Raw genomic sequence first — 20,206 nt, 5'->3', positions numbered from 1 at the left:
CATTGCGGCGGCTTCTTTATTGTCAGTTGGAATAAGAAAGGACTTCATGAAACGTCTGCTGCTACCTGCGGTGCTCGCCGCATTGATGATCGCCGAAGTTCACGCCGAGTCCTTCACCATCTCAGATATTCGCGTCAACGGCCTGCAGCGGGTTTCCGCGGGCAGCCTGTTCGGCGCCCTGCCGCTCAACGTCGGTGAGCAGGCAGATGACGGTAGCCTGGTCGAGGCTACCCGTGCACTGTTCAAAACCGGTTTCTTCCAGGACATCCAGCTCGGTCGCGATGGCGACGTGTTGGTCATCACCGTAATCGAGCGTCCGTCGATCTCCGGCGTGGAGATCGAAGGCAACAAGGCGATCAGCACCGAAGACCTGATGAAGGGCCTGGAACAGTCCGGCCTGGCCGAGGGCGAAATCTTCCAGCGCGCCACCCTCGAAGGCGTACGCAACGAACTGCTGCGCCAGTACGTGGCCCAGGGCCGCTATTCGGCCAGCATCGAAGCCGAAGTGATTCCGCAGCCGCGTAACCGCGTGGCACTGAAGATCGACATCAACGAAGGCTCGGTTGCCGCCATCCAGCACATCAACGTGGTGGGTAACACGGTCTTCTCCGATGAGGACCTGATCGGCCTGTTCGAACTGAAGACCACCAACTGGCTGTCCTTCTTCAAGAACGACGACAAGTACGCCCGCGAGAAGCTGTCCGGCGACCTGGAGCGTCTGCGCTCCTACTACCTGGATCGCGGCTACATCAACATGGATATCTCCTCCACCCAGGTATCCATCACCCCGGACAAGAAGCACGTCTACGTCACCGTCAACGTCGACGAGGGCGACAAGTACAGCGTCAGCGAGGTCAAACTCTCCGGTGACCTGAAAGTGCCGGAAGAAGAGGTCAAGAAGCTGCTGCTGGTCAAGCAGGGTCAGGTCTTCTCGCGCAAGGTGATGACCACTACCTCCGAGCTGATCACTCGCCGCCTGGGCAACGAGGGCTACACCTTCGCCAACGTCAACGGCGTGCCGCAGCCCAACGACGAAGACAAGACCGTCGCCATCACCTTCGTGGTCGATCCGGGCAAGCGTGCCTACGTCAATCGCATCAACTTCCGTGGCAACACCAAGACCGAAGACGAAGTGCTGCGCCGTGAAATGCGCCAGATGGAAGGTGGCTGGGCCTCGACCTACCTGATCGACCAGTCCAAGACCCGTCTCGAGCGCCTGGGCTACTTCAAGGAAGTCAACGTCGAGACCCCGCAGGTACCGGGCACCGACGACCAGGTGGACGTCAACTACAGCGTCGAGGAGCAGGCTTCCGGCTCGATCACCGCCAGCGTCGGCTTCGCCCAGAACGCCGGCTTGATCCTCGGTGGTTCGATCAGCCAGAACAACTTCCTCGGTACCGGCAACAAGGTCAGCCTCGGCCTGACCCGCAGCGAATACCAGACCAGCTACAACTTCGGCTTCGTCGACCCCTACTGGACCGCCGATGGCGTCAGCCTGGGCTACAACGCCTTCTACCGCACCACCGACTATGATGACCTGGATGTCGACGTATCCAGCTATGCGGTTGATAGCTATGGTGCCGGGGTGAGCATCGGCTACCCGATCAGCGAGGTCTCGCGCCTGACCTATGGCCTGACCATCCAGCAGGACAGCATCGACACCGGCGCCTACACCGTCGACGAAATCATGGATTTCCTCGAGGAGGAGGGCGAGGACTACCTGAACCTGAAAGCCTCGATCGGCTGGTCCGAGTCCACGCTCAACCGTGGTGTGCTGGCCAACCGTGGCCACTCCCAGAGCCTGGTGCTGGAAAGCACCGTGCCGGGTAGCGACCTGTCGTTCTTCAAGCTGGACTACCGCGGCCAGTTGTTCAAACCGGTGACCGACAACTACACCCTGCGCTTCCATACCGAGCTGGGCTATGGCGACAGCTACGGCTCCACCTCCGACCTGCCGTTCTACGAGAACTACTACGCCGGTGGTTTCAACTCGGTACGCGGTTTCGAGGACAGCTCGCTCGGGCCGCGCAGCACGCCCAGCGTGGCGCGCAAAGCCGATGGCAGCATTATCACCGACGGCAGCGCCGGGGCCGATGGTCGCTACACCGACCCGGACCAGGACCCGTTGCCCTTCGGCGGCAACGTGCTGATCCAGGGGGGCGTGGAAATGCTGTTCCCGATGCCGTTCGTCAAGGATCAGCGCTCCCTGCGCACCTCGCTGTTCTGGGACGTGGGTAACGTCTACGACACCAATTGCTCCACCGCCCAGAAAGAGAATGGCAACACCTGCGACCTGGACATTGGCGAGTTGGCCAGTTCCGTGGGTGTCGGCGTGACCTGGATCACGGCCATGGGCCCGCTGAGCTTCAGCCTGGCGGCGCCGATCAAGAAACCGGATGATGCGGATACCCAAGTCTTCCAGTTCTCTCTGGGTCAGACCTTCTAATTGCTTGATAAATGACAACAGTCTTTGTTGCGGGAGTGCATCGTGCGTAAGTTGACTCAATGGGTACTGATCACCATGGCCTTGGTGGCGACTCCGGCGTTTGCCGAGATGAAGGTGGCGGTACTGAACTATCAAATGGCCTTGCTTGAGTCCGACGCAGCGAAGAAGTACGCCGTGGATGCCGAGAAGAAGTTCGGTCCGCAATTGAACAAGCTCAAGCAGCTGGAAACCGATGCCAAGCGCATCCAGGACCGTCTGGTCAAGGAAGGCGAGCGCATGCAGCAGGCCGAGCGCGAGCGTCTGGAACTCGAATTCAAGCAGAAGGCGCGCGACTTCCAGTTCCAGTCCAAGGAGCTGAACGAGGCCAAGGCGATTTCCGATCGCGACATGCTCAAGCAGCTCAAGCCGAAGCTGGACAAGGCTGTCGAGGAAGTAATCAAGGGCGGCAGCTTCGACCTGGTGCTGGAGCGCGGCGCGGTGATCGATGTCAAACCGCAGTACGACATCACCCGCCAGGTCATCGAGCGCATGAACAAGCTGCGCTGATCATGAGCGCCGTGTCGTTTACCCTCGGTCAGCTGGCTGAGCGTCTGGGGGCCACCCTGCGTGGCTCCGCGGACAAGCCGGTGCGTGGCCTGGCCTCCCTGCAGGATGCCCGCGGCGACCAGCTGAGCTTCCTGGCCAACGCCCAGTACCGCAAGTTTCTTGCTGCCACCGAGGCGGCGGCGGTATTGCTGACGCCGGCCGATGCCGAAGGCTACGCGGGCGATGCCCTGCTGGTGGCCAATCCCTATCTGGCCTATGCCCAGCTTTCCCATCTGTTCGATCGCAAACCGGTCGCCGCGGCCGGAATTCATCCGACTGCCGTGGTGGCGGCCGATGCCCAGGTCGATGCGACTGCCAGCATCGGTGCCTATGCGGTGATCGAAAGCGCTGTGCAGATCGGCGCTGGCGTGACCATCGGCGCGCATTGCTCGATAGGTGCGCGCAGTTCCATCGGCGAGAATGGCTGGCTGGCGCCGCGCGTGACCCTGTATCACGACGTGCACATCGGCAAACGCGTGGTCATCCAGTCCGGTGCCGTACTCGGTGGCGAAGGCTTCGGCTTTGCCAACGAGAAGGGCGTCTGGCGCAAGATCGCGCAGATCGGTGGCGTGACCCTGGGCGACGATGTCGAGATCGGTGCCAACACCACCATCGACCGCGGTGCCCTGGCCGATACGCTGATCGGCAACGGGGTCAAGCTGGATAACCAGATCATGATCGCGCACAACGTGCAGGTCGGTGACAACACCGCGATGGCAGGCTGCGTGGGCATTTCCGGCAGCACCAAGATCGGCAGCAACTGCATGATCGCCGGCGGTGTCGGCATGGTCGGGCACATCGAGGTGTGCGACAACGTGTTCGTTACCGGGATGACCATGGTCACCCGTTCGATTACCGAGCCCGGGGCCTATTCCTCGGGCACGGCGATGCAAACTGCGGCCGACTGGAAGAAGAGTGCCGCGCGCATTCGCCAGCTGGACGATATGGCACGACGCCTGCGCGATATGGAAAAGCGCCTGGCTGCCGTGACCCCGAGCGACGATGCCTCATCAGATGCCTGACCCGCGTCCGACGCACGCTCCCATTCTTTAGAACAGGCTTTCCGTACATGATGGACATCAACGAGATTCGCGAGTATTTGCCGCACCGTTACCCCTTCCTGCTGGTGGATCGGGTGGTGGACCTGGATGTTGAAGGCAAGAAGATTCGCGCCTACAAGAATGTCAGCATCAACGAGCCGTTCTTCAACGGCCACTTTCCCCAGCACCCGATCATGCCGGGCGTGCTGATCATCGAAGCCATGGCTCAGGCCGCCGGCATCCTCGGCTTCAAGATGCTCGATGTGAAGCCGGCCGACGGCACGCTGTACTACTTTGTCGGCTCGGACAAGCTACGCTTTCGCCAGCCGGTGCTGCCGGGCGACCAGCTGATCCTGGAAGCGCGCTTCCTCAGCTGCAAGCGCAGCATCTGGAAGTTCGAGTGCCAGGCCAGCGTCGATGGCAAGGAAGTCTGCTCGGCGGAAATCATCTGTGCGGAACGCAAACTATGAGTTTGATTGACCCTCGCGCCATCATCGATCCGTCGGCCAAGCTGGCGGATGACGTTCAGGTCGGCCCCTGGTCGATCATTGGGCCCGATGTGGAAATTGGCGAGGGCACAGTGGTCGGCCCGCACGTGATCGTCAAGGGCCCGACCAAGATCGGCAAGCACAACAATATCTACCAGTTCTCTTCGGTCGGTGAAGACACCCCGGACCTGAAGTACAACGGCGAGCCGACCCGCCTGGTGATCGGCGACCACAACGTGATCCGCGAGGGGGTGACCATCCACCGCGGTACCGTGCAGGACCGCTCGGAAACCACCATTGGCGACCACAACCTGCTGATGGCCTATGTGCATATCGGCCACGACAGCGTGATTGGCAACCACTGCATCCTGGTCAACAACACCGCCCTGGCCGGGCATGTGCATATGGACGACTGGGCGATCCTCTCCGGCTTCACCCTGGTCCACCAGTTCTGCCGCATTGGCGCGCACAGCTTCTCCGGCATGGGCACGGCCATCGGCAAGGATGTGCCGGCCTATGTCACCGTGTTCGGCAACCCGGCCGAGGCGCGCAGCATGAACTTCGAGGGCATGCGCCGGCGCGGTTTCAGCACCGAGGCCATCGCCGCCCTGCGCCGCGCCTACAAGGTGGTGTATCGCCAGGGGCTGACCGTCGAGCAGGCGCTGGCCGAGTTGGCCGAGTCCTCCGCGCAATTTCCGGAAGTGGCGGTGTTCCGCGACTCCATCCAGGCCTCGACCCGCGGCATCACCCGCTAAGTCATGGCCCGTCCCTTACGCATAGCGCTGGTCGCCGGTGAGGCTTCCGGCGACATCCTCGGCGCCGGTCTGATGCAGGCGCTCAAGGCGCGGCATCCGCAGGTCGAATTCATCGGTATCGGTGGCCCGCGCATGCAGGCCGAAGGCCTGGCGTCCTACTTTCCCATGGAGCGTCTGGCGGTGATGGGGCTGGTCGAGGTGCTCGGCCGCTTGCCAGAGCTGCTGGCCCGGCGCAAGCGCCTGATCCGCACGCTGAGCGACGCCAAACCGGATGTGTTCATCGGTATCGATGCGCCGGACTTCAACCTGACCCTCGAACTCAAGCTACGCCAGGCCGGGATCAAGACCGTGCACTACGTCAGTCCGTCGGTCTGGGCCTGGCGGCAGAAGCGCGTGCTGAAAATTCGCCAAGCCTGCGACCTGATGCTGACCCTGTTTCCCTTCGAGGCCAAGTTCTACCTCGACCATCAGGTACCGGTGCGTTTCGTCGGGCATCCCTTGGCCAATACCATCCCCTTGCAGGCCGATCGCCAGGCGGCTCGGACAGCCCTGGGCGTACCTCTCGAGGCGCCGCTGGTGGCGCTGCTGCCGGGTAGCCGTGGCGGCGAGGTGGCGCGTCTGGGCGAACTGTTCCTCGATACGGCGCAGCGCCTGCGTGCGCTGCGTTCGGGCGTGCAGTTCGTGCTGCCCTGCGCCAGCGCCGAGCGACGGGCCCAGCTGGAGGCATTGCTGGCCAGTCGCGACCTGCCGTTGCTGCTGCTCGATGGCCAGTCCCACGAGGCGCTGGCGGCCTGCGATGCGGTGCTGATCGCCTCCGGTACGGCGACCCTGGAGGCGCTGTTGTACAAGCGGCCGATGGTGGTGGCCTACCGCGTGGCGCCGCTGACCTACCGGATTCTCAAGCGCCTGGTGAAAAGCCCGTACATTTCCCTGCCCAATCTGCTGGCCGAGCGCATGCTGGTGCCGGAACTGATCCAGGATGCCGCCACGCCCGACGCCCTGGCCCAGGCCCTGGTGCCGCTGCTCGACAATGGCGTGGAGCAGACCCAGGGCTTCGATGTGATTCATCGCGCGCTGCGCCAGGACGCCTCGCAGCAGGCCGCCGATGCGGTGCTCAAACTGGCGGGGCAGGCCTGATGCAGCTGGGTCTGGATTTCAGCCTGGTCGAGGAGCTGGTCGCCGGCGTCGACGAGGTCGGTCGCGGCCCCTTGTGCGGCCCGGTGGTTACGGCGGCGGTGATTCTCGACCCGGCGCGGCCGATCCTCGGCCTCAACGACTCGAAGAAACTCAGCGAGGCGCGCCGCGAGAAACTGTTCGACGAGATCCGCGAAAAGGCCCTGGCCTGGTGCATCGCCCGCGCCGAGGTGGAGGAAATCGACCGCCTGAATATCCTGCATGCCACCATGCTGGCCATGCAGCGCGCGGTCGAAGGCCTGCAGGTGACGCCGCGCTTGGCGCTGATCGACGGCAATCGCTGTCCGCGCCTGGCGGTGCCCAGTGCGCCGGTGGTCAAGGGTGACAGCCAGGTGCCGGCCATTGCTGCCGCCTCGATCCTGGCCAAGGTCAGCCGCGACCGCGAGATGCAGGAGTTGGAAGCCTTGTATCCCGGTTATGGCATCGGTGGGCACAAGGGTTACCCCACGCCGGTGCACCTGGAAGCGCTCAAGCGCCTGGGCGCCACACCGATCCACCGGCGCTCCTTCGCCCCGGTGCGCGCGGTGCTGGAAGGAGTCGACTAGCGACAGTCTCAAGCTGTCGTTTGAGTGCGGGCCCGGTACAATCCGGGCCTTATTGTTTTTGTGTTCTGTACAGGATCGTCATGACCGCCACCTTCGTCCATCTGCGTTTGCACACCGAGTTTTCCCTGGTCGATGGACTGGTGCGGGTCAAACCCCTGGTCAAGGCGGTGGCCGCTGCCGGCATGCCGGCGGTGGCGGTGACCGACCAGAGCAACATGTGCTCGCTGGTGAAGTTCTACAAGGCGGCCATGGGCGGCGGGATCAAGCCGATCTGCGGTGCCGACATCTGGCTGGCCAGCGCCGAGGAAGATGGCCCGCTGACGCGCATGACCCTGCTGGCGATGAACCCCAAGGGCTATCGCAACCTCACCGAGCTGGTGTCCCGCGGCTGGAGCGATGGGCAGAGCAACGACCTGGTGATCATCCAGCGCGACTGGGTCAAGGAAGCGGCCGAGGGCCTGATCGCCCTGTCCGGCGCGCGCGACGGCGAGATCGGTCATGCCCTGCTGGCCGGCGAACAGGCCCGCGCCGAGGAGTTGCTGGGCGAATGGCGGGCGGTGTTCCCCGAGCGTTTCTACCTGGAGCTGCACCGCTGCAACCGGATCAACGACGAGGAGCATGTGCATGCTGCCGTGGCCCTGGCCGAGCGCTGTGGTGCGCCGCTGGTGGCGACCAATGACGTGCGCTTCCTCAAGCAGGGCGACTTCGAGGCCCACGAAACCCGCGTGTGCATCGGCGAAAGCCGCACCCTGGATGATCCGCGCCGGCCGCGCACCTATTCCGATCAGCAGTACCTGAAGACCCCGGCCGAGATGGCCGAGCTGTTCAGCGATATCCCCGAGGCGCTGGCCAACACCGTGGAGATCGCCAAGCGCTGCAACATCGAGGTGCAGCTGGGCAAGTACTTCCTCCCCGATTTCCCGGTGCCGGCCGGCATGACCATGGACGAGTACTTCCGCAAGGTCTCCTTCGACGGCCTGGAGGAGCGCCTGCAGGTCCTGCTGCCCAAGGACACCCCGGACTACGAGGCGAAGAAGCAGGTCTACATCGACCGGCTGAATTTCGAGCTGGATATCATCATCCAGATGGGCTTCCCCGGTTACTTCCTGATCGTCATGGACTTCATCCAGTGGGCCAAGAGCAACGGCGTGCCGGTCGGCCCGGGCCGGGGCTCGGGTGCCGGTTCGCTGGTGGCCTACGTGCAGAAGATCACCGACCTCGACCCGCTGGCCTACGACCTGCTGTTCGAGCGTTTCCTCAACCCCGAACGGGTCTCCATGCCCGACTTCGACGTCGACTTCTGCATGGACGGCCGCGACCGGGTGATCGACTACGTGGCCGAGAAATACGGGCGCAACGCGGTGAGCCAGATCATCACCTTCGGCACCATGGCGGCCAAGGCGGTGGTGCGCGACGTGGCGCGGGTGCAGGGCAAGTCCTACGGCCTGGCCGATCGCCTGTCGAAGATGATCCCCTTCGAAGTCGGCATGACCCTGGAGAAGGCCTACGAGATGGAGGAGCCGCTGCGCGAGTTCCTCAAGGTCGACGAGGAGGCGGCGGAAATCTGGGAGATGTCGCTCAAGCTCGAGGGCATCTGCCGCGGTACCGGCAAGCACGCCGGCGGCGTGGTGATCGCGCCGACCAAGCTCACCGACTTTGCGCCCATCGCCTGCGATGAGGAAGGCGGCGGCCTGGTCACCCAGTTCGACAAGGATGACGTGGAGGCGGCCGGCCTGGTCAAGTTCGACTTCCTCGGCCTGCGCACCCTGACCATCATCAAGTGGGCGATGGAAACGATCAACCGCGAGCAAGCGAAGAAGGGCCTGCCCGACGTCAACATCGATTTCATCCCGCTGGATGACAAGAAGACCTACGACATGCTGCAGAAGGCGGAGACCACCGCGGTCTTCCAGCTCGAATCGCGCGGCATGAAGGAGTTGATCAAGAAGCTCAAGCCGGACTGCCTGGAAGACATGATCGCCCTGGTGGCGCTGTTCCGCCCGGGGCCGCTGCAGTCGGGCATGGTGGACGACTTCATCAACCGCAAGCACGGCCGCGAGCAGCTGTCCTACCCGCACCCGGACTACCAGTACGCGGGCCTGGAGCCGGTGCTCAAGCCGACCTACGGCATCATCCTGTACCAGGAACAGGTGATGCAGATCGCCCAGGTAATGGCCGGCTACACCCTCGGCGGCGCCGACATGCTGCGCCGCGCCATGGGCAAGAAGAAGCCGGAGGAGATGGCCAAGCAGCGCGGCGGCTTCATCGAGGGTTGTGCCAACAACAACATCGATGCCGACCTGGCGGGCAACATCTTCGATCTGGTGGAAAAATTCGCCGGCTATGGCTTCAACAAATCCCACTCGGCCGCCTACGGCCTGGTTTCCTACCAGACTGCCTGGCTGAAAGCCCATCACCCGGCGCCTTTCATGGCCGCGGTGCTGTCGGCGGATATGCACAACACCGACAAGGTGGTAATCCTCATCGAGGAATGCCGCAACATGAAGCTGCGCATCGATGCGCCGGACGTGAACACCTCGGAGTTCAAGTTCACCGTCAACGACGACGGGCGCATCGTCTACGGCCTGGGCGCGGTCAAGGGGGTCGGTGAGGGGCCGGTGGAGGCCATCGTCGAGTGCCGCGCCGAAGGCGGGCCGTTCAAGGACCTGTTCGACTTCTGCAACCGCGTCGACCTCAAGCGCATCAACAAGCGCACCCTGGAGGCGCTGATCCGCTCGGGCGCACTGGATCGCCTCGGTCCCTACTACCAGGACGAGCTCAAGGCCTACCAGGCCGGCATCGACCTCAATCGCGCGGTGCTGCTGGCGGCCATGGAGGAGGCCGTGCAGGCTGCTGAGCAGACCGCACGCAGCCACGACAGCGGCCACATGGACCTGTTCGGCGGCCTGTTCGCCGAGCCGGAGGCGGACGTCTACGTCAACCACCGCAAGGTCCGCGAGCTGTCGCTGAAGGAGCGCCTGAAGGGCGAGAAGGACACCCTCGGCCTGTACCTGACCGGCCACCCGATCGACGAGTACGAGGGCGAGGTGCGCCGCTTCGCCCGCCAGCGCATCGTCGAACTGCGCGCCGCCCGCGACACCCAGACCATCGCCGGGCTGATCGTGGCGCTGCGGGTGATGAAGAACAAGAAGGGCGACAAGATGGGCTTCATCACCCTCGACGACCGTTCCGGGCGGATCGAGGCCTCGCTGTTCGCCGACGCCTTCGCCAGCAACCAGGCGCTGTTGCAGAGCGATGCGCTGGTGGTGGTCGAGGGCGAGGTGAGCAACGACGACTTCTCCGGCGGCCTGCGCCTGCGCGCCAAGCGGGTGATGAGCCTGGAAGAGGCGCGCACCGGCCTGGCGGAAAGTCTGCGCCTGCGTGTCGGTCGCGAGGCGCTGCAGGGCGATCGCCTGCGCTGGTTGGGTGAATTGCTCGGCAAGTACCGCGGCGCCTGCCCGCTGACTCTGGACTACAGCGGCAGCGAGGCCAAGGCCCTGTTGCAGTTCGGTGAGCAATGGCGCATCGACCCGGCCGATGGTCTGATCCAGACCCTGCGTGACCAGTTCGGCAAAGACAACGTCTTCCTCCAATACCGCTGAGGGGCAGGCCACAGGCTTGCCTTCTCGGCCTCGACCCTGGGCGCCTTATCCCTTAAGGTAATGCGCCAGATGGAACCAGCCGCCCGGCCATTCGGCCGCCGACGCATGACGGACGCCTATGAACCCGAACTTTCTCGATTTCGAACAGCCGATCGCCGACCTGCAAGCCAAGATCGAAGAGCTGCGCCTGGTCGGTAACGACAATGCGCTGAACATCAGCGACGAGATCTCCCGCCTGCAGGACAAGAGCAGCACGCTGACCGAAAGCATTTTCGGCAATCTCAGCAGCTGGCAGATTTCCAAGCTGTCGCGCCACCCGCGCCGGCCCTACACCCTCGACTACATCGAGCACATCTTCACCGAGTTCGACGAGCTGCATGGCGACCGCCACTTCTCCGACGATGCGGCCATAGTCGGCGGCGTTGCCCGCCTGGACGACCAGCCGGTGATGATCATCGGTCACCAGAAGGGCCGCGAAGTGCGCGAGAAGGTCCGTCGCAACTTCGGCATGCCGCGCCCGGAAGGCTACCGCAAGGCCTGCCGCCTGATGGAGATGGCCGAGCGCTTCAAGCTGCCGATCCTCACTTTCATCGATACCCCCGGCGCCTACCCGGGCATCGACGCCGAGGAACGCAACCAGAGCGAGGCGATCGCCTGGAACCTGCGGGTGATGGCGCTCCTGAAGACGCCGATCATCGCCACCGTGATCGGCGAGGGCGGTTCCGGCGGCGCGCTGGCCATCGGCGTCTGCGACCAGCTGAATATGCTGCAGTACTCCACCTATTCGGTGATCTCGCCGGAAGGCTGCGCCTCGATCCTGTGGAAGACCTCCGAGAAGGCGCCGGAAGCGGCCGAAGCCATGGGCATCACCGCCGAGCGCCTGAAGGGCCTGGGTATCGTCGACAAGGTGATCGCCGAGCCGCTGGGCGGCGCCCACCGCGACCCGCAAGCCATGGCGGCGAGCATCCGCAAGGCGCTGCTGTCGCAGCTCAAGGACCTGCAGAAGCTGGATGCCGACAAGCTGCTGGAGCGTCGCTACCAGCGCCTGATGAGCTACGGCATCGCCTGATCATCCTGCAGCACGCACAACGGGCCTTCGGGCCCGTTGTTGTTTAAGCTAGGCCGATGATCTCTCTCGAAAGCCGACTGCACGCAGCGCTGCAACCCTGGCTGGCCGCGCCGGCCTGGCGGGTGGCGCTGTCCGGTGGCCTGGATTCCACCGTGCTGTTGCACCTGCTGGTGCGCCTGCGCGAGCGCGAGTCGTTGCCGGCGCTTGGCGCCATCCATGTCCACCATGGTTTGCAGGCGGCGGCCGATGCCTGGCCGGCTCACTGTCGGCAGCTGTGCGCGGCATTGGGTGTGCCGCTGCGGGTCGAGTACGTCCAGGTCGAGGCCGGGGCCAGTCTCGAACGGGCCGCCCGCGAGGCGCGTTATGCCGCGTTCGCGCGCCACCTGGGCGCGGGCGAGCTGCTGCTCACCGGTCAGCACCGCGATGATCAGGCCGAGACCTTGCTCTTTCGTCTGCTGCGCGGTGCCGGCGTGCGTGGCCTGGCCGGCATGCCGGCGCGGCGGGCGCTGGGCCGCGGCCAGTTGCTGCGGCCGCTGCTGGGTGTGTCGCGCGCCGAGCTGCAGGCCTATGCCGAGCAGCAGGGGCTGCGCTGGGTGGAGGACCCGTCCAATGCGGATAGCCGCCTGGCGCGCAACTTCCTCCGCCACGAGGTGCTGCCGCCGCTGGCGCGGCACTGGCCGCAGGCGCTGCAGAATCTGGCGCGCAGCGCGGCTCATCTGCGCGAGGCGCAGGACCTGCTGGATGAGTTGGCGGTCGGCGACCTGGCGCCTGCGCGGCTGGCGGGCGAGTTCGCCTGGCTGAACCTGCCCGCGCTGCGGCTGGCGGCGTTGCGCGAGTTGTCGCCGTCGCGCCAGCGCAATGCCCTGCGCCACTGGCTGGCGCCCCTGACGCCCTTGCCGGACAGCGCCCACTGGGCCGGCTGGGATGCCTTGCGCGATGCCGCTGCCGATGCGGCACCGATCTGGCGCCTGGCCGCCGGTGAGCTCAGGCGTGCCGACGAACGGTTGTGGTGGCTGGCCGGCGACTGGCTGCGCCAGCCATTGGCGCCGGGGGCGTGGGATATGCCGGCTCAACCATTGGCGTTGCCCGGCAATGGCTGGGCCAGCCTGCAGGGCAGTGGACCGCGGCAGGGGCTGCAGATTCGCTACCGCACCGGCGGCGAAGTGCTGGCGCTCCCCGGGCGCGGCCATCGCGACCTCAAGCGCCTGCTCAACGAGCGCGGCGTGCCGGCGTTTGTCCGCGGCCGTTTGCCGCTGCTCTATCGCGGCGAGGCGCTGCTGGCCGTGGCCAACCTGCCGGGAATCGATGGCTCGCAGCTGGGCGACTGGCGCTTGTGCTGGCAGCCGCCGACCAACGCGCAAGGTTTGAGCTGAAAGGGCCTTTCCGGTAGACTACGCTCCCGTCTTGTTACTGCTTTCTGCGGATTCCCTTGGAGCCCGCAGTGGCTTGCTTATTTCAGGTTGGCCGAGTGTGCCGGCCTCGCTTTCACCCCGGCGGCGCTGACCGCTTGAACGCAGACTTCTAGGATTTTTCATGACGCGCTACATCTTCGTCACGGGTGGTGTTGTTTCTTCATTGGGGAAAGGCATCGCTTCGGCTTCACTGGCGGCCATCCTGGAGGCGCGGGGCCTGAAGGTCACCATGCTCAAGCTGGACCCCTACATCAACGTCGATCCGGGCACCATGAGCCCGTTCCAGCACGGTGAGGTGTTCGTCACCCACGACGGCGCCGAGACCGACCTGGACCTGGGTCACTACGAGCGCTTCATCCGCACTCGCATGACCCAGAACAACAACTTCACCACCGGCCGCGTCTACGAAGACGTGCTGCGCAAGGAGCGCCGTGGCGACTACCTGGGCGCGACCATCCAGGTGATCCCGCACATCACCGACGAGATCAAGCGGCGCATCATCAAGGGCGCCGGCGATGCCGACGTGGCGATGGTGGAAGTGGGCGGTACGGTCGGCGACATCGAGTCGCAACCCTTCCTCGAGGCGATTCGCCAGCTGCGCGTGGAAGTCGGCGCCAAGCGCGCGATGCTGATGCACCTGACCTTGGTGCCGTACATCGCCACCGCCGGCGAAACCAAGACCAAGCCGACCCAGCACTCGGTCAAGGAGCTGCGCTCCATCGGCCTGCAACCGGATGTGCTGGTCTGCCGCTCCGACCACGAGATCGACCTGTCCTCGCGGCGCAAGATCGCCCTGTTCACCAACGTCGAAGAGCGTGCGGTGATCAGCCTGCCGGACGCCGACACCATCTACCGCATCCCCGGCATCCTGCATGCCCAGGGCCTGGATGATTTCGTCGTGGAGCGCTTCGGCCTCAGCTGCGAGGGTGCCGACCTGTCCGAGTGGGAGCGCGTGGTCGATGCCAAGCTGCACCCGGAGAAGGAAGTCACCATCGCCATGGTCGGCAAGTACATGGAGCTGCTGGATGCCTACAAGTCGCTGATCGAAGCGATGAGCCATGCCGGCATCCAGAACCGCACCAAGGTCAACCTGCGCTACATCGACTCGGAAGACATCGAGAACAAGGGCACCGGCCTGCTCGAAGGCGTCGATGCCATCCTGGTGCCCGGCGGTTTCGGCCTGCGCGGCGTGGAAGGCAAGATCACCACCGTGCAGTACGCCCGCGAGAACAAGATTCCCTACCTGGGCATCTGCCTGGGCATGCAGGTGGCGGTGATCGAATTCGCCCGCAATGTGCTGGGCTGGAAGGACGCCAACTCCACCGAATTCGACCAGGCCAGCGCGCATCCGGTGGTCGGCCTGATCACCGAGTGGGAAGACGCCACCGGCGAAGTGGAAAAGCGCAGCGAAAACTCCGACCTCGGCGGCACCATGCGCCTGGGTGCGCAGGACTGCCAGCTGGAAGCCGGCTCGCAGGTACGCGCCTGCTACGGCCAGGACGTGATCGTCGAGCGTCATCGTCATCGCTACGAGGTCAACAACAAGCTGCTGCCGCAACTGCAGGCCGCCGGTCTGAAAGTTTCCGGCCGCTCCGGTGACGGTGCCCTGGTCGAAGTGGTCGAAGCGCCGGATCACCCGTGGTTCGTCGCCTGCCAGTTCCACCCGGAGTTCACCTCCACCCCGCGCGACGGGCATCCGCTATTCAGCGGCTTCGTCAACGCGGCATTGGCCCAGAAAGCGAAGAAGGCATAAGGACATGGCACAGAAGATCATCAAGGTTGGCGGCATCGAGATCGCCAATGACAAGCCGTTCGTGCTGTTCGGCGGCATCAACGTCATGGAATCGCGCGACCTGGCGATGCAGGCCTGCGAAGAGTACGTGCGGGTCACCGAGAAACTCGGCATCCCCTACGTGTTCAAGGCCAGCTTCGACAAGGCCAACCGCTCCTCGATCACCTCCTTCCGCGGCCCGGGCCTGGAAGAGGGCATGAAGATCTTCGAGGAAGTGAAGAAGACCTTCGGCGTGCCGGTGATCACCGACGTGCATGAGTCTTACCAGGCCGCGCCGGTGGCCGAGGTGTGCGACATCATCCAGCTGCCGGCCTTCCTCTCGCGGCAAACCGACCTGGTGGTGGCCATGGCCAAGACCGGCGCGGTGATCAACATCAAGAAAGCCCAGTTCCTCGCCCCCCAGGAGATGAAACACATCCTGGCCAAGTGCGAGGAGGCCGGTAACGACCAGCTGATCCTCTGCGAGCGTGGTTCCTCCTTCGGTTACAACAACCTGGTGGTGGACATGCTCGGCTTCGGCATCATGAAGTCGTTCGAGTACCCGGTATTCTTCGACGTCACCCATGCCCTGCAGATGCCGGGCGGGCGTGCCGACTCCGCCGGCGGCCGCCGCGCCCAGGTCACCGACCTGGCCAAGGCCGGCATGAGCCAGGGCCTGGCCGGGCTGTTCCTCGAGGCCCATCCGGACCCGGACAACGCCAAGTGCGACGGCCCTTGCGCCCTGCGCCTGGACAAGCTGGAACCCTTCCTCACCCAGCTCAAGCAGCTGGATGATCTGGTCAAGAGTTTTGCACCGATTCAGACGGCTTAAGCCTCGCTTGCGGATCGCATCTTTCAACTGTTGGAGCTAACAAGAATGGCAAAAATCGTCGACATCAAGGGCCGTGAGGTTCTCGACTCCCGTGGCAACCCCACCGTAGAAGCCGATGTAATCCTCGACAACGGCATCATCGGCAGCGCCTGTGCGCCGTCCGGTGCTTCCACCGGTTCGCGCGAAGCGCTGGAACTGCGTGATGGCGACAAGAGCCGTTACCTGGGCAAGGGCGTGCTGAAGGCCGTGGCCAACATCAACGGCCCGATCCGTGAGCTGCTGCTGGGCTTCGATGCCCGCGAGCAGAAAGCCCTCGACCTGGCCATGATCGACCTGGACGGCACCGAGAACAAAGGCAAGCTGGGCGCCAACGCCATCCTCGCCGTGTCCCTGGCCGCCGCCAAGGCTGCCGCCCAGGCCAAGGGCGTGCCGCTGTACGCGCACATCGCCGACCTCAACGGTACCCCGGGCGTCTACTCCATGCCGGTACCGATGATGAACATCATCAACGGCGGCGAGCACGCAGACAACAACGTCGACATCCAGGAGTTCATGGTCCAGCCGGTTGGCGCCAAGACCTTCGCCGACGCCCTGCGCATGGGTGCCGAGATTTTCCATCACCTGAAAGCCGTGCTCAAGGCTCGTGGCCTGAACACCGCCGTGGGTGACGAGGGCGGCTTTGCGCCGAACCTGGCTTCCAACGAAGACGCCCTGGCCGCCATCGCCGAGGCCGTGGCCAACGCCGGCTACAAGCTGGGCACCGACATCACCCTGGCCCTGGACTGCGCATCGAGCGAGTTCTTCAAGGACGGCCAGTACGACCTCGAAGGCGAGGGCAAGGTGTTCAGCGCCGAAGGCTTCGCCGACTACCTGGCCGGCCTGACCCAGCGCTACCCGATCATCTCCATCGAAGACGGCATGGACGAGTCCGACTGGGCCGGCTGGAAAGTGCTGACCGACAAGATCGGCGAGAAAGTGCAGCTGGTCGGCGACGACCTGTTCGTCACCAACACCAAGATCCTCAAGCGCGGCATCGACGAGAAGATCGGCAACTCGATCCTGATCAAGTTCAACCAGATCGGCTCGCTGACCGAAACCCTGGAAGCCATCCAGATGGCCAAGGCTGCCGGCTTCACCGCGGTGATCTCGCACCGCAGCGGTGAGACCGAGGACAGCACCATCGCGGATCTCGCCGTCGGCACCGCCGCCGGCCAGATCAAGACCGGCTCCCTGTGCCGTTCCGATCGCGTGTCCAAGTACAACCAGCTGCTGCGTATCGAAGAGCAGTTGGGCGGCAAAGCCCCGTACAAGGGTCGTGCCGAGTTCCGCGGCTGAAAACTGCTGCGCCTGGCCTGATCGTCGCTCGCGACGTTTTCAGTAGTTAGGTAAGAAATGGTAAAAGGGCAGCGCAAGCTGCCCTTTGCTTATGGATTCCGAGTTCGATGGCTAAAGCTCCCTACTGGTTGTTCCTCGCGCTGCTGCTGGTGCTCTCCGGCCTGCAGTATCGCCTGTGGGTGGGCGATGGCAGTCTGGCCCAGGTGGCCGAGCTGAAGCGCCAGATCGCCGATCAGAAAGGTGAGAACGAGCGCCTGCTGGAGCGCAATCGCATTCTCGAAGCCGAGGTCATGGAGCTCAAGCAGGGCACCGAGACCGTCGAGGAGCGCGCGCGCCACGAGCTGGGCATGGTCAAAGAGGGCGAGACCCTCTATCAGCTGGCTGAATGAGCAGCGCGACCCTGCCGCCGTTCTGGGTGGTGATTCCCGCCGCCGGCATCGGCTCGCGCATGCGCGCCGACCGTCCCAAGCAGTACCTGCAGCTGGCCGGACGGAGCATTCTCGAACACACCCTCGATTGTTTTCTCGATCATCCGCAGCTCAAGGGCCTGGTGCTCTGCCTGGCGGCGGACGATCCCTACTGGCCGGCACTCCCGGGCGCCCGTGATCCGCGCATCCAGCGGGTCGAGGGTGGCGCCGAACGGGCCGACTCGGTGCTCAATGGCCTGCTGCAGCTGCTCGAACTGGGCGCGCAGGAGGGCGACTGGGTGCTGGTGCACGATGCGGCGCGGCCCAACCTGGCGCGTGCCGACCTCGACCTGCTGCTGGCCGAGCTGGCCGACGACCCGGTCGGCGGCCTGCTGGCGGTGCCGGCGCGCGACACCCTCAAGCGCGTCGGGGCGGATGGCCGGGTGCAGGAGACGGTCGACCGCAGCGTGATCTGGCAGGCCTTCACCCCGCAGATGTTCCATTTCGCCGCGCTGCATCGGGCCCTGGCCGATGCCCTGGTCGCCGGCGTGGCGGTGACCGACGAGGCCTCTGCCCTGGAGTGGGCCGGCCTGGCGCCGCGCCTGATCGAGGGGCGGGCGGACAATCTGAAGATCACCCGCCCGGAAGACCTGGAGTGGCTGCGCCAGCGCTGGGCGCACAAGGCCTGAGCTAAGTGCTCAAGGCGGGGCAGGGCGCCCCGCCCATCGCCTCGCTTACACCCTGAACTGATTGATTAGCCGCCGCTGCTGCTCGGCCAGCTTGGTCAGCTCGGCGCTGGCCTGGCTGGCCTCGTCGGCGCCACCGGCCACTTCTCCGGCGACCTGACCGATATTGGTGACGTTGCGGTTGATGTCCTCGGCCACCGCGCTCTGTTCCTCGGCGGCGCTGGCGATCTGGGTGTTCATGTCGTTGATCACCGACACCGCCTGGGTGATCGATTCCAGCGCCTGGGCGGCGGCAGCGGCCTGCTGCACGCTGTCGTCGGTGCGCGCCTGGCTCTGCTCCATGACGCTGACCACTTCGCGGGTGCCGTGTTGCAGCTGCTGGATCATCGCCTGGATTTCTTCGGTGGCCTGCTGGGTCTTCTGCGCCAGGTTGCGCACCTCGTCGGCGACCACGGCAAATCCGCGGCCTTGCTCGCCGGCCCGGGCCGCCTCGATGGCCGCGTTGAGGGCGAGCAGGTTGGTCTGTTCGGCGATGCCGCGGATGGCCACCAGGATGGCGTTGATGTTCTCGCTGTCCTTGGCTAGGGTCTGCACCACGCCGGTCGCGCGGCCGATCTCGGTGGCCAGCGAGGCAATTGCGCTGGAGGTCTTCTGCACGATGTGCTTGCCGTCGTTGGCCGAGCGGTCGGCATGGTTGGCGGCTTCGGCCGCCTGGGTGGCGTTGCGCGCTACGTCCTGGGCGGTGGCGGTCATCTCGTGCACGGCGGTGGCGACCTGGTCGATCTCGGCCATCTGCTTCTGCACGCCCTGGTTGGTGCGGATGGCGATGTCGGCGGTGTGTTCCGACGAGTCGCTGACCTGCTGTACCGAGGTGACCACGTCGCGGATCATGTGTTGCAGCTTGTCGAGGAAGGTGTTGAATCCCTTGGCGATCTGCCCCAGCTCGTCGGCGCGGTCCACCTGCAGGCGCTTGGTCAGGTCGCCGTCACCCTTGGCGATGTCGTCGAGCATGCCGACCATCTGCCGCAGCGGGTGGGCGATGCCGTAGCCGACGAACCAGATCACCAGCAGGCCGAGGCTGGCGACCAGTAGGCCGACCAGGGTCATGCCCAGGGTGTCTTCCCGGGCCTGCTCGGCCAGGCCCGATTGCAGCTTCTGCAGGTCGGCGAATACCGCCGCGGTCGGCAGCTCGATGGCCAGCGTCCAGCGTGTGCTGGTGCCGGCCACCTTGAACGGCAGCAGCAGCTGGAACTGTTGCTGGTCGTCGTCGAGATGGAGGATCGGCTGTTCGTCGCTGCTTTGCTTGAGCTGGTCCAGCAACTCGCCCTGCAGGGCCTTGCTGGCGGGTTGGCCGATCAGCCCGGCATCCTTGGTCGCGGCGATCAGGGTGCCGTTGGCGGCGATCAGCGCCAGCTCCCCGGCGCCCTGGTAGAGCCCGCTCTTGGCCTGGCCGAGCAGGCCCTGGATGAAGTCCAGGGCCAGGTCGTTGCCCACCGCACCCTTGAACTGGCCGTCGACCAGGATGGGCGCGTTGAAGGAGGCGACCAGCACCTGCTTGCCGCCGAAATCGTAGGCGGCCGGGTCGACCACGCAGGGCTGCTTGCTGGTTTTCGGGCACAGGTAGAATTCGCCTTCGCGCACGCCGGTGGGCAGCATCTTCTCGCTTTCCATCAGGCCGGCTGTCAGCGGCTCCAGCTTCAGGACGTTGCCGTCGCGGTACCACCAGGGCATGAAGCGACCGCTCTCGTCGTAGCCGCCGTCCTTCTGCCCGGCGTACAGGTCGTCGTCCTGGTCGAAGGCATTGGGCTCCCAGCCGATGTACAGGTCGATCAGTTCGGGGTGCTTGCCCAGGTAGACGCCGGTCAGGGCGGACAGCTCTTCACGGCTCAGGCTGACGGCCGGTGTGCCGTCGGCATTGGCGCTCATCTGGCTGCTGAGGGTGGCCAGGGACTTGGACAGGTTCATCGGCGCTTCGAACTGTTGCTGCAGGCTGCCGACCTGGGCCTGGGCCAGGGCGATCAGGCGCTGGTCGATCACCT

Annotated in this window: 16 protein-coding genes and 1 pseudogene; 15 read left to right on the top strand and 2 right to left on the bottom strand. The window is 64.9% G+C overall.

Going from position 1 to position 20,206, the window contains the following annotated elements; translation table 11 throughout:
* Window positions 1–46 precede the first annotated feature (46 nt).
* From bamA to ispD, 15 genes are all read left to right on the top strand, one after another.
* Window positions 47–2,446, top strand: coding sequence for an outer membrane protein assembly factor BamA (gene bamA / locus F3I16_RS16675; RefSeq protein WP_160494684.1), 2,400 nt, complete (start codon window positions 47–49; stop codon window positions 2,444–2,446).
* Between the two features lie 42 nt (window positions 2,447–2,488).
* Window positions 2,489–2,992 (top strand): OmpH family outer membrane protein, encoded by a 504-nt coding sequence (locus tag F3I16_RS16670; RefSeq protein ID WP_160489971.1) that lies wholly within the window; start codon window positions 2,489–2,491, stop codon window positions 2,990–2,992.
* Window positions 2,992–4,053: a UDP-3-O-(3-hydroxymyristoyl)glucosamine N-acyltransferase gene (lpxD, locus tag F3I16_RS16665; protein ID WP_160494815.1), complete on the top strand. Its 1,062-nt coding sequence runs from the start codon at window positions 2,992–2,994 to the stop codon at window positions 4,051–4,053. The genes F3I16_RS16670 and lpxD overlap by 1 nt, the downstream gene beginning before the upstream one ends.
* 47 nt (window positions 4,054–4,100) lie before the next feature.
* The gene (fabZ, locus tag F3I16_RS16660) at window positions 4,101–4,541 is read left to right on the top strand and encodes a 3-hydroxyacyl-ACP dehydratase FabZ (RefSeq protein ID WP_160494683.1); all 441 of its coding nucleotides are present in this window, start codon (window positions 4,101–4,103) and stop codon (window positions 4,539–4,541) included.
* Complete coding sequence (gene lpxA / locus F3I16_RS16655) at window positions 4,538–5,314, top strand: acyl-ACP--UDP-N-acetylglucosamine O-acyltransferase (protein ID WP_160494682.1); 777 nt, start codon at window positions 4,538–4,540, stop codon at window positions 5,312–5,314. Before fabZ ends, lpxA begins: the two co-directional genes overlap by 4 nt.
* Window positions 5,315–5,317: 3 nt before the next feature.
* On the top strand, window positions 5,318–6,451 hold the full coding sequence (gene lpxB / locus F3I16_RS16650; RefSeq protein WP_160494681.1) for a lipid-A-disaccharide synthase: 1,134 nt from the start codon (window positions 5,318–5,320) through the stop codon (window positions 6,449–6,451).
* On the top strand, window positions 6,451–7,053 hold the full coding sequence (rnhB, locus tag F3I16_RS16645) for a ribonuclease HII (protein ID WP_160494680.1): 603 nt from the start codon (window positions 6,451–6,453) through the stop codon (window positions 7,051–7,053). The genes lpxB and rnhB overlap by 1 nt, the downstream gene beginning before the upstream one ends.
* A gap of 80 nt (window positions 7,054–7,133) precedes the next feature.
* Window positions 7,134–10,655: a DNA polymerase III subunit alpha gene (dnaE, locus tag F3I16_RS16640; protein ID WP_160494679.1), complete on the top strand. Its 3,522-nt coding sequence runs from the start codon at window positions 7,134–7,136 to the stop codon at window positions 10,653–10,655.
* Between the two features lie 118 nt (window positions 10,656–10,773).
* Window positions 10,774–11,724 carry an acetyl-CoA carboxylase carboxyltransferase subunit alpha gene (locus tag F3I16_RS16635; RefSeq protein WP_160494678.1) on the top strand — a complete coding sequence of 317 codons (951 nt, stop codon included), beginning with the start codon at window positions 10,774–10,776 and terminating at the stop codon, window positions 11,722–11,724.
* Window positions 11,725–11,780: 56 nt separating this feature from the next.
* The gene (tilS, locus tag F3I16_RS16630) at window positions 11,781–13,097 is read left to right on the top strand and encodes a tRNA lysidine(34) synthetase TilS (protein WP_178116685.1); all 1,317 of its coding nucleotides are present in this window, start codon (window positions 11,781–11,783) and stop codon (window positions 13,095–13,097) included.
* 160 nt (window positions 13,098–13,257) lie between these two features.
* Window positions 13,258–14,889: a CTP synthase gene (locus F3I16_RS16625; RefSeq protein WP_160494677.1), complete on the top strand. Its 1,632-nt coding sequence runs from the start codon at window positions 13,258–13,260 to the stop codon at window positions 14,887–14,889.
* Between the two features lie 4 nt (window positions 14,890–14,893).
* A complete protein-coding gene (gene kdsA, locus F3I16_RS16620) occupies window positions 14,894–15,739 on the top strand; it encodes a 3-deoxy-8-phosphooctulonate synthase (protein ID WP_160494676.1) in 846 nt (281 codons plus the stop codon).
* A 45-nt stretch (window positions 15,740–15,784) separates the two neighbouring features.
* On the top strand, window positions 15,785–17,074 hold the full coding sequence (eno, locus tag F3I16_RS16615) for a phosphopyruvate hydratase (protein ID WP_160494675.1): 1,290 nt from the start codon (window positions 15,785–15,787) through the stop codon (window positions 17,072–17,074).
* A gap of 107 nt (window positions 17,075–17,181) precedes the next feature.
* Entirely contained in the window at window positions 17,182–17,463 is a 282-nt protein-coding gene (gene ftsB / locus F3I16_RS16610) for a cell division protein FtsB (RefSeq protein ID WP_160489981.1), read from the top strand.
* Window positions 17,460–18,170, top strand: coding sequence for a 2-C-methyl-D-erythritol 4-phosphate cytidylyltransferase (gene ispD / locus F3I16_RS16605; protein ID WP_160494674.1), 711 nt, complete (start codon window positions 17,460–17,462; stop codon window positions 18,168–18,170). The genes ftsB and ispD overlap by 4 nt, the downstream gene beginning before the upstream one ends.
* A 45-nt stretch (window positions 18,171–18,215) precedes the next feature.
* Here the strand turns inward: ispD and F3I16_RS21445 are convergent, their stop codons facing one another.
* Together F3I16_RS21445 and F3I16_RS21440 are read right to left on the bottom strand one after the other, a co-directional pair.
* Window positions 18,216–18,959, bottom strand: coding sequence for a methyl-accepting chemotaxis protein (locus F3I16_RS21445; protein WP_372239645.1), 744 nt, complete (start codon window positions 18,957–18,959; stop codon window positions 18,216–18,218).
* A 114-nt stretch (window positions 18,960–19,073) separates the two neighbouring features.
* Window positions 19,074–19,274 (bottom strand): annotated as a pseudogene (locus tag F3I16_RS21440) (HAMP domain-containing protein); the annotation flags it as partial.
* Window positions 19,275–20,206: the final 932 nt, after the last annotated feature.

It is taken from the genome of Pseudomonas sp. L-22-4S-12, assembly GCF_009799935.1.
Taxonomy (GTDB): domain Bacteria; phylum Pseudomonadota; class Gammaproteobacteria; order Pseudomonadales; family Pseudomonadaceae; genus Aquipseudomonas.
This window is presented reverse-complemented; position numbering and strand designations above follow the sequence as displayed.